The organism is Clostridium beijerinckii (assembly GCA_003129525.1).
In the GTDB taxonomy this organism is placed as follows: domain Bacteria; phylum Bacillota; class Clostridia; order Clostridiales; family Clostridiaceae; genus Clostridium; species Clostridium beijerinckii_D.
The window spans coordinates 2,593,110-2,611,404 of record CP029329.1; the positions used below are offsets into that span (position 1 = coordinate 2,593,110).

The following is an 18,295-nucleotide window of genomic DNA, read 5'->3' on the forward strand; positions in this document are numbered from 1 at the left end:
ATATAAATAAAGTAAATTATAAAATAGGAGATAAAATGAAAGAAATACTAGAAAAATATAGCACACGATTAGTTAATATTAGTGGAAGAAACAGAAGTCTTGTAATGAAGAAAATATATAAAAAAAGAGCTTTTGATATTATGAGACTTAATGAATTTGATGAAAAAATTAGTGGAGAATTAATTAAATTTATAAGTTGCAGAAGCACTAAGGAATTACAGATATCAGAAGATCCATTTGAATGGTATAATGATCAATTAAAAAAACTAAAGGAAGATCAAGATAAATCTACTGAGGAAGCTATTGAAAAGCTAAAAAACACAGAAAACTTCTCTGAGGAAAAGGTTAAAGAAATAAAGCAAAAATCTGATAATAGACTCCAAGAAGAAGATGAAAAGTTAAGAAGAAAACAGGAGAAACTAGCAGGATATTCTAGTGGCATTAAGACACTTATAAAAGAAATTAAAAGTACAGAAAAGGAAACAGGAAGATATGAATTATACATAGGATATCCATTTGTAGAAGGGTACTTTAAGGATAAGACTTTCACAAAAGCTCCATTATTTTTGTTTCCAATAGAAGTTAATAAAAAAGGTGATAAATGGTACATAAAAAATAAAGTTGATTCTCCAATAATCTTAAATAAGGTATTTTTGATTGGATATGCAAAGTTCAATGAAGAAAAAATAGCGAATATTAACACTGAATATGATGATTTAAGTAACTTTGGTAGCGATTTGATCGAAGGAGTAATTAAAGAGTTAAAAAAAGTTAATATAATTATTTCATATACAGAATCTGAACCAACAAAGTTTAAGGAAATTTCGAAAGATACTGAAATTAAATATAACCTAGGAGAATTGGTAATAAAAAATAACATAATAATGGGCCATTTTAATATAGCAAATTCGATTTATAATGATTATAAAGAGATGGAAATTAATGATTTGAGTAATGATTTAATGAGCAAATTGTTGAAAAACGAAAACACTAATGAATTTCCAGCAGATGGTGAACTCCAGGAGAAGAGTGAAAGAAAAGATATTTTAGAAAAAGACTTTTTCTTCATTTCTGATTTAGATTATAGTCAAGAAATTGCAGTTAAAAAATCAGAAGAAAATTCACAGCTAGTTATTTATGGACCGCCAGGAACAGGCAAATCTCAAACAATAGTTAATATAATTTCACAGTATTTAAGTTCTGGTAAAAAGGTACTTATGGTTTCTCAAAAGAAAGCAGCGCTAGATGTAATTTATAATCGTTCTGCAGCAATTAATTCTAAAATGATAATGTTCAATAAAGATGTAGATAAGAAGGAATTCTATTCAACAATAGCAAACAGAATTGATTTATTAGAAAATAAGCCTTTGAATTTTAACCAAATATCATCTATGGCCTCCATAGTAGATGAAAAATTAAAAAAACTTGAAACCTTAGGCGATATATTAACTAAAGAACAAAGCTTCGGATTAACCTTGCAGCAAATGTATAGTAAAAATAGAAGCGTAATGAGCGAAAATGATAATTTAAGTAAATTCTTTAGAGATTTTAGAAAATCATATCCTTTTGAAGATTTAAAATATAAAGAACTAGTTGATATATGTGAAGGTGTATTGAAAGACGGAAAGTTTAATAAATTCTACAGACTAAAAAATATAGTGGGAGATAATAAATATTCCCTATATTTAAAAGAAGACATGGATATTTATGACTTAGAAGACTCAATACAAGAAATAAAGAATTTATTAAAGGAATACGAAGGGACTTTAGAAGCGTTAAAGAGTAAACTGAAATATTTTTCTTACTCAAAAGATATAGCTGTTAACGCTGGATCATTAAATGAATGTGGTAGTAAGATAAATCGAAGTGAGAATGGAAATTTATTAGAGAAGTTAACTGATGGTTCCAAATTTAGCATAAGTTATTGGTTAAGTCTAAAGAAAAATAAAGTTAAAGAAAAAGAAAATTATAGATTATATGAAGAAAAGCAAAGTGAAATTATTAAAAAACTTGAGGGAGAAGTTTTTAGTATAAAAGAAATCGTTGAAAAATTAAAATGCTTAAATAATGTAATTATTTCAAATGAAGTTGATAAAATAATTAAAAATTTTGATAATAATAAAGAAACTTTGGACAGCTTAATATTAATATCAGATGTTCTAAATAAATATGATGAGATAAGTTCATTAAAGGGTACTGTTAATGACATTAAAGATAATCAAAAGATGTTGTTAGAATATGTTTACTCTAAAGAAAATGATTTAGAAAAGGGTCATGAAATAGTATCTAAATTACCGGAATTAGCTATTCAGGTTCATATTTCTAGATTACAACGTCAATATGCCCGAGAACTAGAAGGAATAGATAATTTTGAAACAATAAGAAAAGAAGTTTCCGATTCCATGATCAAAAAGAGAAAGGCAGTGCCTAGATATATAAATCAAAAGTGGGATAATACTGCTTTAGAAAACAGGGGATACAATGAAAAGATATGGAAGGAGATGTACAGACAATGCACTAAAAAGAGTCAACTCCTTCATATTAGAGAGTTTGTTTCAAGATTTTCAAACAGTATTTTCGAACTTTACCCATGTTGGTTATTATCACCTGAAACAGTGTCAGAAGTATTACCTTTGAGTAATGGATTGTTTGATTTAATTATATTTGATGAAGCATCTCAGATATTTATTGAATCTTCTATTCCAACAATATATAGAGGGAAAAAAGTAGTAGTTGCAGGTGATGATAAGCAGTTAAGGCCATCTTCAACCTTTAGTGGTAAATATGATGATGAAGAGGAATCTGATGATATAGAAACAGCAGCTGCGTTAGAGGAAGAAAGTCTTTTAGATCTTGCAAAATATAGTTTTGCTTCAACATCACTTTATTATCACTATAGATCAAAATTTGATGAATTGATTAACTTTTCGAATTATGCATTCTATGGTGGAAAACTTGAGGTTTCACCTAATATTTCTAAATCCAGCACAGAAGGAATGAAATCAATAGAGCGAATCAAGGTTAATGGTAGATGGATTGACAGGACAAATAGAGAAGAAGGGATTGAAGTTGTTAATATAGTTAAAGACATTTTAAAGAATAGAAAAGAAAATGAAACTATTGGTATAATAACTTTTAATATTACCCAAAGAGATTTAATTGAGAATCTATTAGAGATCGAAGCAGGTAAAGATCCTATATTTAGTGAAAAGTATTATTCAGAGGGTGATAGAGTTGAAAATAATGAGGACTTAAGCTTATTTGTGAAGAATATTGAGAATGTTCAAGGTGATGAAAGAGATATTATAATATTCTCTACTGCTTACGCAAAAAATGAAAATGGAAGAGTAGTAGCTAGTTTTGGTTCATTATCCCAAGAGGGTGGAGAAAATAGATTAAATGTTGCTATAAGTAGAGCTAAGAAAAAGATTTATCTTGTTACGTCTATAGAGCCAGAGGATTTAAATATTGATTCTTCAAAGAACAAAGGACCTAAGTTATTTAAAAAGTATCTTCAATATGTAAAGGCAGTTTCAGAAGGTAATAGTGAAGTAGCACAAGAAATACTTTATAGTGTATGTGATTCTGGAATTTTACGAAATGACGAAATTCATTATGATTCAGATTTTGAAAATCAAGTTTATGATGCTCTTAAAAAAGAAGGGTTAATTATTGATACTCAAATAGGGGTATCTGGCTATAAGATAGACCTAGCAGTATATGATGAGGAAAGTTCTAAGTATATTTTAGGAATTGAATGTGATGGAGCAGCCTTCCATTCTTCTAAGTCTGCAAGAGAGAGGGATATTTTTAGACAGAGATATCTTGAAAGTAGAGGTTGGAATATCATTAGAATTTGGAGTAAGGATTGGTGGACTAATCCTGAGAAGGAAGTTGACAGAATTGTTAATAGGGTCAATCAACTATTAGGAGAATAAGAACTTACAAAGCATATTAAAAAAAGAGATACTGGGAATGTCCATAGATTTGTGTACATTAAAACTATAAGCAAGTTGAATAGCTTGTTCGCCTAAGTCCATCTGTTCTTTTTAGTTTTCAGATACAAATTATGTAATTTATTAGTTGCAAAAATTTAAGCCTAAAGTAGAAAAAAAATTTTTCATATTTTCTATTTTAGGCTTTTGATGCTATTTTTTAGCTATTTTCTTCAATATAAAAGCAAAATAATTTAAATAGATAGTGCTTTCACCTGGCAATGAGAGGCTTCAGTCGTAAGCTCCTTCAGCATCACCTCTGAGTACCAGTAAATTAGCAACAGAGCTTTCTAGCAATATTCCAAGCTCTATAATGGTCAGGCTCTTTACAAAAAACTGGAACAGTTTTTGTTATTAAAAGCTTTGAGCATTCTTTTTCTGTTATTCAGGTTTACTTACAGTCCTAAATACCTGTCCTACTTTGGAAAGGGAAGAGGATCTTTCTATTATATAATCTATAATTAAATTGATATTTTTTTCTTTATAGATTGTACCATTTATGTCTGGAGTATACGTTTTGATAATTTTTAATAAGTCTTTTTGGTTAAGGGGCATTAGCTTTTTCCTTAAGCCCTCACTACCTATATATCTAAAAGTAATAATCGGATTTAATACAGGTGCATTAATATCTAAACTATTATCTAAATTAGTATTACAAGTATTAACATTAATTGAAATATTGATTTTTATATCTACCTTATCAGATTTATTTTGTAAGTATTCAAGAACTGATATTATCTGTTTTATATCACTTATGCTAGTCTTATTATTAGATAAGGTAGAAGAATTTGAATTAAGATAATTTTTTAAAACTTGAGTAACATATTTTTTTACAAATCCTCTACTTATTATATCTTCAATTACATATCCATCTTTATAAAGCTGAAGAATTTGATCTTTTTTAGTAATTTTCATATAAACCATCCTTTATAAATTAGTTTTATTTATAAACTCAGAAGTAAGATTCCAATAATCACTATAGTTGTTAGAGTATTTCTTTTTAATTGTGCCAATTTGTTGATCAAAGTCAGCTATGTTAGAAGAACTATCCCTTTGGTATATTACTGAACTAAAAAGCTTAGGAACATAACTTGGATTATTTTTCAATAAAGCTTGTCTACTTTGCAAGTCATTAAAGGTACGTTTATGCATACCGCTATTTTTTATCATTTTATTAACTATTACTCCTAATTCCTTTAAATTATATGAAGTGTTTAACCTTTTTAGTTTTCTTTTTGATAATTCTATTTTATCTAACATTTGAGGAATACCATAGGTAGATAAAATATCAGGAATTACGGGAATTACATAGTAATCACTAACGAAAATGCCATTTAAGGTAATGAGGCCTAAATTTGGAGGACAATCAATTAAGATATAATCATATTTATCTTTTAGATCTTTTGTTAGATGTTTTGAAAGAATAGGTATTGAATAGCTATTTGTTTCATGATTTTCATCAAGCTCTGAAAGTCTATCACTTAAGTCAATTAAATTAAGACTTGAAGGTAATAAATGTAGATTTTCACAACCACCATTAATATTTGAAGTGTGTTTTATTATAGAATTTTCAATATTAAAAGCTTTAGTTTTATTTAATTCATCAAAGAACATTTGATGAATAGTCTTGTTATTCTCGTTTGTTTCCTTCCAAGTATTTTGGTTAATCAATAAAATCGTAGCATTAGTTTGTGGATCTAAATCTATAACTAGTACCTTTTGGTTAAATTTATATGCAAGAAACTCAGCCAATGCAACTGTAGTTGTAGTTTTACCTACACCACCTTTTAGGTTAATAAAACTTATAATTTTACTCATATTCCCTCTATTTTAATTAATACAGGATATTTATATTCATTTAAATAATAAATTATTCAATACATATTATGAATTAAGAAAAGTAGAGCTTAATGATCAAATGAATAGGCTAAATTAAGCTAGTGCTTGCCCCTGGCAATCACTGAGCATCTGGGGTGTTTGCACGCGTTAGGCGTGTTTGCTAATCAATAACTATGATGTGAAACAAGAAAAATACCAAAGGCTGTACATTTTAACAATTGGCGTATTCACCAACGCTGACTTATCCTATTAGTCAAAGTTTTTTAATATTGACAGAAGAATTAATTTAGCGTATATTATAATTAATAAGACCTAACACGCCTCTTAACAATGCGGACCACGTTAGGTTGTTTTGATTTAAGGAGCCTTTTAAAATATGGATAAAAAAACTTTGCAAAATCCAATTTCAATTGATGATCAAATTGAAAATTTAATCTCAAAAGGTTTAATAATTGAAGATAAAGATTATGCAAAGAGCTTTTTAAGTAAAGTATCCTATTTTAGGTTTATAAAAGCTTATAGTATAGGATTAAAACCTGTAAATGGGGATTACTATAATGGGATTAGTTTTAATAAATTAGCAGATATATACATGTTTAACGCTAGATTAAGACAAATCCTTTTTCCTTTAATAGAAGAAATAGAAATAACATTAAGATGTAATTTATCTAACTATATTTCTATTAAATATGGAAATCTTAGTTATGAATTTGAAGAAAATTTTCAAAATCCATTATTTCATAATAGATTACTAAATGAAATAGAAAAAGAAATTACTAGGAATAATACATCTTTTGTTAGAAATTTTAAAAATAATTATAAAGAAGCTAAACTTCCTTTTTATGCAGCAATTGAATTATTTAGTCTTGGAATGCTATCAAAATTTTTCGGTAATTTAAAACCAGAAGATAAAAAGGCTATTGCTAAAGGCCATTATGATATAGGTTATACATATTTAGAAAGTTGGATTAATAGCATATCTTATGTTAGAAACATATGTGCTCATTATGGTAGATTGTATAACGTAAAATTAGTTAAGCAGCCAATGTTATATAAGGAATATAAAGAGATTAATAATTATAGAATATTTGCAGTTATTTTATGTATGAAACATATTATTAAAAATGAAATACTTTGGCTAACTTTTAGAAATGATTTATTAGCTTTAGTTGAAAAATATTCGACTTCCATTAATTTGGAGTATATTGGTTTTATAGAAGGATGGGAAAACTTAATTTAAAAATAACATAAATCAAAAAAGTATTATATAAGAACTAGGATTTTAATGATAGAATTTCTAGTTCTTTTTTGATTAAATATAGCATTATAAAAATATATAAATATATTGCTTTATTATTATTATTTTTGCCCTTATAGCAAAAATATAATAAAATACAAATTCTAATAAAGCAAGCTCATTCATACTTCCTTCTCAAAGGGGTCAGACCCTTGCGTAATAGTAGCAACTTCAACACTCCGCGTCTCAGAAGTGCCCCCGGGGAAAACAGAAATTTCCAAGTACAAGTACTCCACCAAATGCAGATTTAGTACACTTTTTTGTTAGTATAATTAAAATTTATTTATAAATTTTCGAACTCTTAGCAGTAAAAAAATATTTCGAGTTTTGTAATGGAAGGATCTTATAGACAATTATATTTATCAAGACGCAAGAATTTTAGCAAGGAGCTAGTGCTTGCCCCTGGCAATCACTGGGCCTCTGGGGTGTTTGCTACAAATACCACTAAGACTTTTAAAGATGTTTTAAGTGCTATAAAGAACAAAGGAATGCAAATTACTACACCAGTACCAGGAGATAGTTTTAAATTAGGTCAAGCAGATTGTAAGATACTAGCACCAAATTCATCTTTATATGAAGATTTGAATAATTTTTCTGTAGTTATTAAAGTGACTTTTGGAAATAATTCATTTATGTTTGATGATGATGCTGAAAAGTTAAGTGAAACTGAAATGCTTAATAAAGGATTTGATCTTAAGGCTGATGTGTTAAAAGTAGGTCATCAATATGTAGATTCAAATGGAAATGGTCTTATAAAGGGAAGTAAATCAAAAATATACCATGTTCCAGGTGGTAACTATTATGATAAAACTACAAATGTTGTTCAATGGTTTAAGACTATTGAAGAGGCTGAAGCAGCTGGATATAGAGCACCTAAAAATTAGAAATATTATTTTATATAGTGACAAGGAGGGAATATCATGAAGGTTATTATAGATAGATTTGAAGGTAATTATGCAGTTTGTGAAAAAGAAGATGGAAGTATGATTAATATTGAAAGGGAAAAGATTCCTTCAGTATCTAAAGAAGGAGATGTTCTATTAGTTACTGACAAGGAAATTACTATTGATGAAATATCCACAAGAAATAGAAAAGAGGAAATTGAAGAGCTAACTAGAGATTTGTGGAAATAATAAAATAGCAACTTCAACACTTCGTGTCTCAGAAGTACACCCGAGGGAAACAAAGATTTCCAGGTACAAGCTATTTGATTAAAATATAAACTAAACCAAATGAAGTTAAATACTAATTACAAGTTATAATGCAAAAATATTAATATTACTTTAATTATAAGGAAGATGGTCGGCAAAATTCAAATTGCCAACATTTTGAGTTTAGAAAATCCACTCGTTTGGAATCTTTTATTCAACATGATGGGATTTTTTTAAATTTCAAAGAATCTAAAAATATTTCTGACCAGGTTACAGGAAACTTAATCTTAGAAATTTATTGAAAAATTCTAGCATGTGTTTTAATTTTGTAACATTTACCTGTATAGTTTAACGTAAATATGTTATAATAAATAATAATGTTACAAAAATATAACATTATTATTAGCATTAGCATATAGTAATGTTGAAAGGAAGTGTTATTATGAATGCAATTTTAGGAACAAGAATTAGAACTTTACGTGAATATAAAGGATTAACTCAGGAACAAGTTGCTGAAAAATTAAATTGTACTAGGCAAAAGTATGCCAGAATTGAAAAGGGGTTAATAGATATATCATATGCTAGTATTACAAGCATTGCTGATATTTTAAGAGTTAATGCTGATGATATAACTTCTGCTGTGAATAATGTAGAGCAAAAAGAACCAATGTTTAGAAAAAATGGAGAATGTATTGATGGAGATGGATTTGAGTTTATAAATGAAATGATTAATACATTTTATGCTCATCGAAAATTATATAATAGTATAAGAGAGGATCAGATAAATGAATAAAACAAGGCAGCTTGAAATCGAAAAAATAGCTGATTCTGTTAGGGATCAATGTAAAGTAATAGATTATGGTTTTCAAAATATATTTGAGGCTGCTGCTAAAATAGGATATAGAGTTATTAGATATCCTATTGGAAGTGATTCTATACTAGGATTTGCCTTAATAAAGGATAGTGAGAAAATTATCTTTTCTAACTCATCATTAATATTGTCTAGAGAAATTTTTTCTGTCGCTCACGAAATTGGACATCACAAATTGCATTTATCAGAACAAGAACTTACAATAATAAAGGATAATGATTTTAATGATAGAGATGAATATGAACATGAGGCTAATTATTTTGCAGCATGTTTATTAATGCCAAGAGAAAAGGTAAGTACATTTATTAGGGTAGAGTTAGATGATAAGAGCATTGATAAATTGAGTGGATTGGATATTGCAAGAATACAAACTGCATTTAATGTCAGCTATGATATGGTACTTATTAGATTAAAAGCATTAGGGATATTAGATGATATTTTAATAGATAAATTAAAACTAGAAAAATTAGAAAAAACAACATCAAGGTTACTGAATGCTATTGGTGGAAATGCTGATTTATGTAAATCAACTGAAGCTAAAAAAGTACCAGCTGACTATTTGGAATGGGTTATTTCAAATTACAATGAGAAATTAATTCCAGTTAGTAGTGTGGAAAAAGCCTTAAATTATGTAAATCTAAATGCTGATGATTTAGAAGATCTATCAGAAGAAAGGCTTGAAGAAGATGAAAGCTTTGATGATTTGATTGGGAGGATGGATTAATGGAGGCATAACTAGACACAAATGTCATTATCCATCTGTACAATGCGAATTATCAACCTATATTGTTTAATAGATTTGAAAAATTGAAGGTATATGAATTTATTCGTTATCATGAGATGGAAAATCATGCTACAAAGGAAGTTATAGATTCATTTGATGAAGATGTAGAATCAGGCAGAATAGAAATGATCACTGACGAGTATTTAAAAAGTATTGGAATGTATAATGTATTTAAAGAACATGTGAATGATATCAGGATTCTTTATGATGGTGGAGACCTGGGAGAGGTTTATGCAATAGCAATGGCTAAAACCCTAGGATGTATAACTTTAGTAACTGATGATATTAAAGAATATGGACCGCATTATACATTAATGAGAATACCTGATTCAGATGTTATGCCTTTTGCATTTTATGAAATATTACTGCTAGATTATTTAGAAGGTATAATATCAGAAAAGGATTTGGAAAATCAATTTAGTATTATTTGCAGCTTATCAGATTTAAATATGAATTTTTCTTCAAAATTAAAGGCGTTTATAAGAAGATTTTGGAGTAACCCATATAGTCAAAGTGAGAAGCAGTGGATGATTTCTTTTTGTAATGAGAATAATATAAATGCTAAACTGAAGATTCAAAATCTAAGTACGTATTTAAAACATAAATAAGTTAAATGAAAAGTAAACCAAGAAGTATTAATCTATTGGGGTAAATTATTTAATGAAAAAATAGCTAAGGGCGATGATTATAAAAATCTTAAGAAGGTAATAACTATAAACATACTGGATTTTGACTATATAAATTTAGAAAAATTTCATACTAAATTTCATCTTTGGGAAGATGAATCAAAAGATTATATGCTTACAGATTTAGTAGAGATACATTTTATAGAATTACCTAAGTTTAATAAATTAGAAGAAAAGAATTTAAAAGAGGATAGACTTCAAAGATGGTTGACTTTCTTTAATAATGAAATTTCAGGAGAAAAATTAGAGGAGTTGATGGAAATGGATACAGATATAAAAAGAGTTGAAGAAAGGTTAGAATACTTAAGTAGCGATAAAAACACAATAGAAATTTATAAAGCTAGAGAGAAATCTCTTCATGAAAGAGTGAATATGATAAATGGTGCAAAAGATGAAAAGGCAATTGAAATAGCAAAAAATCTACTAGTAATGAGCATGGATGTAGAGAGTGTATCAAAAGCTACAGGACTAAGTATAGAAGAAGTTAAAAGTTTAAAGCATTAGCCAGATATTTTTAGGCAGTAAATTTAGCAACTTCAACACTCCGCGTCTCAGAAGTGCCCACGGGGAAAACAGAAATTACCAAGTACAAGTACTCCACCAAATGTACAAATTTAGTGGAGTTTTTATTGTATATGGAATTGGAGCTAGTGCTTGCCCATGGTAATCACTGGACCTCTGGGGTGTTTGCACGTGTAGCAAGCTCAGTCATACTTCCTTCTCAAAGGGGTCAGACTCTTGTGTAATAGTATGAATAATAGGCATACAAATTATAATTTGTGAGGTTATGATATGAAAAAATATTTTGGTGAATATAATATAAAGTGGTCGAGAGTGATTATCTTCGCTGTAATCACGGCGGTATACACCGCAATAATTAATCTGATGCCTTTTTTGAAAGAAACTTCGTTTCAGGATATTGCCATTTCTTTAGAATGCTGGATTCTTTTTGCCGTATTTATTATTGTAAATTGCAAAAAGTGGTGGGAGGCTTCTTTGAAATGCTTTGTGTTCTTTCTAATCAGTCAGCCTCTTATTTATTTGATAGAAGTTCCATTTAATTCACTTGGATGGGGAATTTTTCAGTATTATAAATATTGGTTTATTATGACTGTCTTGACACTGCCGGGGGCGACTGTTGCTTTTCAGCTGAAAAAAAAGAATTGGCTCAGTGTACTTGTTCTTTCCGTTGTTACGATTTTTCTTTCTTATATGACGGTTGAATATTTTAATAGTGCGAGGTATAATTTTCCTCATCATTTGCTCAGTGCTGTATTTTGCCTGGTTCTTGCAATTTTCCTGATTATTATTTTGCTGGATAAGAAAAAATATCGTATTGCGGCTCTTACGGTTGTTCTTATTGTTTTGATTGCCACCTTTGCTTATACTGCTAGAGAACACTACGTTGATATGTACCTTGATGAAGGAAACTGGACATATACGATGGAAAATAAATCTATTGTAGATATAAAAATTGAGAATGGAAATTATATAATGATAACTTCAAAGCATGATGGTGATACTTTTATCCATTTCAATAATACGGACGGCTCAGAACGGGAGTATTCTATCGTTGTAAGCGGTGGCAGTATTTCATTACTTCAGGTAGACGACGATTGAAAGTAATATGATGGAGAGAAAATCCCAATTTGTCTCTCAGTTAAGTCAGGATAAGGATTTCTAAGTGCTAAAGCACTAAGAACTCTCTTTATGTTCCCCAAAGTTGCTTTGGGGAATTTTTTTGATTAGGGAGTCTAACTTTTACGGGGAACTAATGATATTTGCGTTAAGGTTTGAAATTTTCTTGATGGCACTGAAGTTAAAATTGTAATTAAATAATATAAAATGAGCTGGTTAAAGTGTTAATATAGATTTTAGGCGGCTATTTTTGTACTATTAAGAATATATTAAAAAGGTAAAAAGTCGATTTATGCAAAAAACACGGTAAAAAAGTCTATTTGTGTAAAAAGAGGTGTATAATAAATAGATATGCAAATAATTCATTTACAGGAAGGATGAAAGTCGATGAAAAAGTTAAGTACGAAAATAGTTTTAGCTATAGTATTATGCTTAGTTATAATATCATCCATAGTTGGTACTACAAGTATTGTAAAATCATCAAGTATTATTAAAAGTGAAGCTAAAGACAAATTGTTAAATATAGCTTCAAGTAGAGGAAATGAATACTCTATACAAACTTCAAAAGCAGAAAATCTAGTAATGGATTTATCTGGAGTGGTATTAGGAACTATAGATGTTTCTAAAGCTAAAGATGATAATTACATAAATGATTATGAAAAAGAATTAGGTATTATAATTAAACGTTTAGGAGATAGCAATAAAGATATAGTAGGATTATATATGAATTTTGACCCGAAATTTACTAGTGGAAGTCAAGGGTTTGATGCGACATATAGTTATGATAAAAATAAAAAGGAAGGCACTATATCTTTAAATAACTATGAATTAGAAGAATATAAGGAAGATAATAAGGATTTAGACTGGTATTATAAGCCTATTAATTCAGAAAAGGGCGTATGGTCTGATGTTTATGTAGATAGTGTTAGTAAAGTAGACATGATATCCTATACCATGCCTATATATTCTAATAATGAATTAATCGGAGTAGCTGGTATAGATATTTCTTTTGATCAATTAAAGAATTTAATATTATCCACAAAGGTGTATGAGACTGGTAATGCCTTTTTATTAAGTGATGATTATAATTTTTTAGTTGATAAAAGCAAAACATCTGAAGATAATTTTCTTACTATGGATAATGGAATATACAAGAATATAATAGAGGAAATGGAAAATGATAAAGCATCAGTTATAGAAACAAATTATGAAGGAAAACAAACTTTAATTGGCTATTACAGAATGAATAATGGTCAAATTTTAGGAGTTAATGTACCAAGTTCAGAAGTGTTTAAAAGTTTAAATCAATTAATTTATATTATTGTTTTAGTGATACTTATAGGGTTAATAATATCCATAGTAATTGCACTTTATGTTAGTAGAAGAATATCTAAACCTATAGAAGAGTGCTCGCAATATATGAATGTATTAGCAAAGGGCGATTTAACACAAAAAATTTCTGAGAAGTATTTAAAAATGAATGATGAAATCGGGGCGCTCGTAAGATCTACTAAATCAATGCAGGATGGAATAAAAAATCTTATTGAGAATGTGCAAAATGAATCGAGTATTTGTCAAGAGGCAGTTGAAAATGTCAAAGATAATATAAATCAATTAAATAGTAGTATAGAAGATGTATCGGCAAGTACAGAAGAGTTATCAGCAGGTATGGAGGAAACTGCGGCTTCGGCAGAGGAAATGGAAGCAACTGCACTAGAAATTGAACATGCTGTAGAATCTATAGCAAAGAATTCAGAAAAGGGTGCAAACGAAGTTTTAGAGATTAATAAAAGAGCAATTCATACAAAAGAAAGTGTTACTGAAGCACAGAGAAAAGCCAATGATATTTTACTTATAACAAAAAAAGAACTTGAAAAAGCAATTGAAAATTCAAAAGTAGTGGGTCAAATAAGTAGCAACTTCAACACTCCGTGTCTCAGAAGCACCCCCGAGGAAAACATAATTTTCCATATACAAGCATTGCACTAAATTCATATATTTAGTACAGTGCTTTTTTGTTAAGCAAATTAAATCGGGAAATAATAATGAATGAAAATTGAACGTAGGTGATTTAATTAATTGTATATTTATTAGTAACTTCTTTTCCATTACTTTTGGTTTAAAATTACATTTTGTTTTAAGTAAACATGTTATATTTTCGTTCAGATGTATACAATACTTTGAAAAGTAATAAAATAAACCTTGCAAAATAAAGATAGAAAGAGAAGATAGAATATGAGGATAAAATCGCAGAAGTTTTATGAAGGATTTAATATAACTGGGCAAAAACATACATTACAACTTGTTGTAACTGAGACATCACCTATAGAATTTGAAAAATATGCCAATATATATATTCAAGTAAGCAGTGTGTTGGGGTTTGACGAAAGAATAATTGAAATTATAGAACATTCAGGTGAAATAAAAGCATGGATGAGCTATTTTAAGAAAGAGGTTTCAGAACTTATTTGGTCACAAATAGAAAATGGAGAATGTTGTTTTAAAAATATAGTCAATAATGTCTCACATCTTGTACTCGATAAAACTTTGGATTCTATTTATAAACAAGCAGAAATAACTGATATTCCTTTTATGAAAATTAACAAAGATTCATATCAACTGGGTTATGGAAGTGCCTCTGTAAGAGTTGGGGAAGATAATAAAGAGGAGGTTTTGAAGCTTATAAAGGAGAGGTCTATAAAGAGTATACCTGTTTTTGCAGTAACAGGAACTAATGGTAAGACTACAACTTCAAGGCTTTTATACCATATGCTGATGAAACTTAGATATAATGCAGGGCTTACAAATACAGGTTCTATTATGGTAGGAAAGGAAAAGCTTGAAATAGGAGATACAACAGGTTTTTTTAGTTCACAGAAACTTCTTGCTGATAAAAGAATTGATGCAGCAGTGCTTGAGACGGCAAGAGGAGGAATTATACGCAATGGATTAGGTTTTGAGAAGATAGATGCAGCCATAATAACTTCTCTTTCTGAGGATCACTTAGGACTTTTAGGGATAAATAACCTTGAGGAACTTATGAGAGTAAAGGCAGTAGTCTTGAAAGGAGTTAAAAGATGTGGCAAATGGGTACTTAAGGCCCAAAGTGAAATATTAAAAGAAGCTAAGAAAAATCTTGAGGATGAAAACTTTATTGAAAAGGCATTACTCTTTGATATAAATAAAAATTCCTTTATACAAGAACATTTATCTTTAGGTGGAGAAGCAATGTATCTTGAGGGGGATTACATAGTTTACCATAAAAGCGGCGCAGGTAAAAGAATATTAAGTATAAGAGATATTTTGTTTACACATGGAGGATTATCCATGGGAAATGTGCTTAATGTTATGGCTGTACTTTTAGCTCTAAGTACAATTGAAAAAGATATGCAATATCTGGCTGGCTTAATAAAAAATATGCCCTGCGATATTCTACATAATCCTGGAAGACAAAATATTTTGGATATTGGGTCTATAAAAGTATTAATTGATTATGGTCATAATCCAGAAGCATATAAAACTGTTTATTCTATAGTAGACACCATTAGGCAATCGAGGGTAACTTCTATCATAACTGCTCCAGGTGATAGGCAGGATAGACAAATAGAGGAGCTTGGATATATTGCCGGTACAAAAAGTAACTTTATAATAATACGGGAGCAAAAGGATGGAAGGGGCAGTGAGCAAGGAAGAGTAGCAAGGCTTATGGCTAAGGGAGCTTATAGGGCAGGAAAAAGTGACGATGACATAGACTATCAAGAACAAGCGGGAGAGGCCTTAGTATATGCACTTAAGAGAGCTGTACCTGGAGAAATAATAGTGATTTTTACAGAGTATCTTCAACCAGTAATTGAGAGACTTAATGAATATATTGTATCCACTAAAAAAAGCTTTGAGATTCCATATCCTATTCTATCTGACTGAATAATAGATAAACTCTTCTAATATAATTATATAGTGCGAAAAAGGTTGAACTTATTGTAACTAGTAGAAATAAAGTGAAACTTTTCAGGTGGAGTTTTGTACTCCAGCTGAATTTAGTTGAACTTATACCCTCAAGGGGTACAATGTAACCTCAAGGGTCACAATGTACCCTCAAGGGTACCAAATCTAGGGTCGTGCCACTGTTGCACAAATCACCAATGTAATTTGCATAAGTTCGATTAACCAAATGCAAGATTTGGATTCTCACTTATCTCCCACTTTAGAAGCTGGGAGTCTTACAGTGGCTAGACATCAGATAAATAATTATAAAAGGAGCATTGAATGGATAAAGGTATTAGTAATTCTAATAACTTAGACTCAAAAATTCTGCGTAAATCAGAGGGACTTCAAAGGGGGATGAAGGGGAGACATGTAACTATGATAGCAGTGGGAGGAACTATAGGAACAGGGCTATTTTTAGGTTCTGGATATGTTCTGCAAAACGCAGGACCTGGTGGAAGTATTTTGGCATATGCGGCAGGCGGGCTACTAATGTATATCATGATGGTCTGCCTTGGGGAACTTGTTGTTGCCATTCCGGTATCAGGCAGTACACAAGCCTATGCAAATGAGCTAATATCTCCGGCAGCAGGATTTCTTGCAGGGTGGATACGCTGGATAGCATGTGCTGTAACTATAACATCCCAGCTTGTTGCGTCATCTATTATTATGAAAAATATACTTCCTTCAGTTCCATCTGTGGTATGGATAATAACATTCACTTTGCTCTTATTTTTCTTAAATCTTTTTTCAGCAAGAGGCTATGGTGAAGTAGAATTTTGGTTTGTAAGTATAAAGGTAATAACTATAGCAATTTTCATTTTAGTAGCAGTTGCAATAGTTTTTGGTTTTATAGGAGATGGTGCAAAAGTTATTAAAAGTTTTAATGAAATTAGCTGGTTTACAGCAAATTTAAAGACTGTGTTAATGACCATAATGACAGCATCTTTTGCCTATGGAGGTGTTGACTTAATTGCCTCTGCAGCAGGTGAAAGCGAAGAGCCTGAAAAAAATCTTCCGCGTGTCATTTATACAGTAATTTTCAGTCTGATAATTATATATTTTATATGCCTTCTACTTCTTTCATTTATACTCCCGTGGGAGGAAGCTAGTCTGAATATGAGTCCATTTGCCTATGTGCTTAGAAGGGCAGGATTAAGATCAGCTGAACTTATAATCAATGTGGTAGTTGTTACTTCAGCTTTATCTTCAGCAAATACTTTTATATTCTCATGTACAAGAACCTTATGGTCTCTTGGTAGGCACGATCAAGCTTTTAAGTTTCTTGGAACAGTTAATAGTAGAAAAGTGCCAGTAAATGCACTACTTATTTCAATGGTATTTGCTATTCTTGCACTCTTATCAAGTTTTATAAGTTCAGATGTTGTGTACCTATTTCTAATATCATCAGTAGGTCTTGGAAATATGTTTCTTTATGGTCTTACTTGCTTGTGTCAATATAAATTTAGAAAAAAATATATTTCTGGAGGAAACTCCATAGAAAAACTCAAATTCAAGGCACCACTTTATCCGGTTTTACCAATATGTGGTATAATATTGTATTCACTAATTGTTATTGGAATGGCACTAGACCCCACACAGCGCATAGCACTTTATACAGGTTTGCCAACTTACTTATTTCTTTATATAATTTATCGATTTTCACAAGGTAGAAAGAGGAAAATAAGCTAAGACAGTAAATTAACCCCATCAATTTTGGGGTTCTTTTTTACGAGCAATCAATAGCAACTTCAACACTCAGTGTTTCAGAAGCACCCTGGCAGACTGTGCGAGAATAGTTGATTTATGGCATAATATATATTAATAAGAAGTGATTGTTAGGAGTTAGTTACGATGAACTATATCCATGGTGCAGAAAAGTTTGAAGCATGGATTTTTGATGAAGTATTGCCTTGCATATGTTTGAAGAAATTCATTCAGATGGATGGAATAGGGATAGTAGATAGTTCTGTGTAAAAGTAAAAATATCTACTGTCCCCTTCTTAATTTTATACTCAATTAATTTTGCAAAAGAGTGATATGAATGATC

The 18,295-nt window shown here is 29.9% G+C and carries 11 protein-coding genes and 3 pseudogenes; 12 read left to right on the forward strand and 2 right to left on the reverse strand.

Annotated elements, in window-relative coordinates; genetic code table 11:
* Nucleotides 1-35 precede the first annotated feature (35 nt).
* The gene (locus DIC82_11575; GenBank protein ID AWK51624.1) at nt 36-3,938 is read left to right on the forward strand and encodes a hypothetical protein; all 3,903 of its coding nucleotides are present in this window, start codon (nt 36-38) and stop codon (nt 3,936-3,938) included.
* Nucleotides 3,939-4,649: 711 nt separating this feature from the next.
* Here the strand turns inward: DIC82_11575 and DIC82_11580 are convergent.
* A pseudogene (locus tag DIC82_11580) lies at nt 4,650-4,910 on the reverse strand (hypothetical protein).
* A 12-nt stretch (nt 4,911-4,922) separates the two neighbouring features.
* A complete protein-coding gene (locus tag DIC82_11585) occupies nt 4,923-5,813 on the reverse strand; it encodes a hypothetical protein (protein AWK51625.1) in 891 nt (296 codons plus the stop codon).
* Between the two features lie 351 nt (nt 5,814-6,164).
* Between DIC82_11585 and DIC82_11590 the strand changes: the two are divergent.
* From DIC82_11590 to DIC82_11640, 11 genes and pseudogenes are all read left to right on the forward strand, one after another.
* A pseudogene (locus DIC82_11590) lies at nt 6,165-7,074 on the forward strand (CAAX protease).
* Nucleotides 7,075-7,463: 389 nt separating this feature from the next.
* On the forward strand, nt 7,464-8,015 hold the full coding sequence (locus DIC82_11595) for a hypothetical protein (protein ID AWK51626.1): 552 nt from the start codon (nt 7,464-7,466) through the stop codon (nt 8,013-8,015).
* A 36-nt stretch (nt 8,016-8,051) separates the two neighbouring features.
* Nucleotides 8,052-8,264, forward strand: a complete 213-nt coding sequence (locus tag DIC82_11600) for a DUF3006 domain-containing protein (GenBank protein ID AWK51627.1) — start codon at nt 8,052-8,054, stop codon at nt 8,262-8,264.
* Between the two features lie 460 nt (nt 8,265-8,724).
* Nucleotides 8,725-9,075, forward strand: a complete 351-nt coding sequence (locus DIC82_11605) for an XRE family transcriptional regulator (GenBank protein AWK51628.1) — start codon at nt 8,725-8,727, stop codon at nt 9,073-9,075.
* Nucleotides 9,068-9,877, forward strand: a complete 810-nt coding sequence (locus DIC82_11610; protein AWK51629.1) for an ImmA/IrrE family metallo-endopeptidase — start codon at nt 9,068-9,070, stop codon at nt 9,875-9,877. Before DIC82_11605 ends, DIC82_11610 begins: the two co-directional genes overlap by 8 nt.
* Nucleotides 9,878-9,993: 116 nt before the next feature.
* Nucleotides 9,994-10,545, forward strand: coding sequence for a hypothetical protein (locus DIC82_11615; GenBank protein ID AWK51630.1), 552 nt, complete (start codon nt 9,994-9,996; stop codon nt 10,543-10,545).
* 33 nt (nt 10,546-10,578) lie between these two features.
* Nucleotides 10,579-11,127, forward strand: a pseudogene (locus DIC82_11620) (hypothetical protein).
* A 288-nt stretch (nt 11,128-11,415) separates the two neighbouring features.
* A complete protein-coding gene (locus DIC82_11625; GenBank protein AWK51631.1) occupies nt 11,416-12,243 on the forward strand; it encodes a hypothetical protein in 828 nt (275 codons plus the stop codon).
* Between the two features lie 405 nt (nt 12,244-12,648).
* On the forward strand, nt 12,649-14,250 hold the full coding sequence (locus DIC82_11630) for a hypothetical protein (protein AWK51632.1): 1,602 nt from the start codon (nt 12,649-12,651) through the stop codon (nt 14,248-14,250).
* Nucleotides 14,251-14,496: 246 nt separating this feature from the next.
* Nucleotides 14,497-16,185, forward strand: coding sequence for a hypothetical protein (locus tag DIC82_11635; GenBank protein ID AWK51633.1), 1,689 nt, complete (start codon nt 14,497-14,499; stop codon nt 16,183-16,185).
* 342 nt (nt 16,186-16,527) lie between these two features.
* Nucleotides 16,528-17,937 (forward strand): amino acid permease, encoded by a 1,410-nt coding sequence (locus tag DIC82_11640; GenBank protein AWK51634.1) that lies wholly within the window; start codon nt 16,528-16,530, stop codon nt 17,935-17,937.
* Nucleotides 17,938-18,295: the final 358 nt, after the last annotated feature.

Bases quoted from the DNA above. Each gene is read 5' to 3' on its own strand.
- DIC82_11575 (AWK51624.1), top strand. From the start codon at position 36: ATGAAAGAAATACTAGAAAAATATAGCACACGATTAGTTAATATTAGT.
- DIC82_11585 (AWK51625.1), bottom strand. From the start codon at position 5,813: ATGAGTAAAATTATAAGTTTTATTAACCTAAAAGGTGGTGTAGGTAAA.
- DIC82_11595 (AWK51626.1), top strand. From the start codon at position 7,464: ATGGAAGGATCTTATAGACAATTATATTTATCAAGACGCAAGAATTTT.
- DIC82_11600 (AWK51627.1), top strand. From the start codon at position 8,052: ATGAAGGTTATTATAGATAGATTTGAAGGTAATTATGCAGTTTGTGAA.
- DIC82_11605 (AWK51628.1), top strand. From the start codon at position 8,725: ATGAATGCAATTTTAGGAACAAGAATTAGAACTTTACGTGAATATAAA.
- DIC82_11610 (AWK51629.1), top strand. From the start codon at position 9,068: ATGAATAAAACAAGGCAGCTTGAAATCGAAAAAATAGCTGATTCTGTT.
- DIC82_11615 (AWK51630.1), top strand. From the start codon at position 9,994: ATGGAAAATCATGCTACAAAGGAAGTTATAGATTCATTTGATGAAGAT.
- DIC82_11625 (AWK51631.1), top strand. From the start codon at position 11,416: ATGAAAAAATATTTTGGTGAATATAATATAAAGTGGTCGAGAGTGATT.
- DIC82_11630 (AWK51632.1), top strand. From the start codon at position 12,649: ATGAAAAAGTTAAGTACGAAAATAGTTTTAGCTATAGTATTATGCTTA.
- DIC82_11635 (AWK51633.1), top strand. From the start codon at position 14,497: ATGAGGATAAAATCGCAGAAGTTTTATGAAGGATTTAATATAACTGGG.
- DIC82_11640 (AWK51634.1), top strand. From the start codon at position 16,528: ATGGATAAAGGTATTAGTAATTCTAATAACTTAGACTCAAAAATTCTG.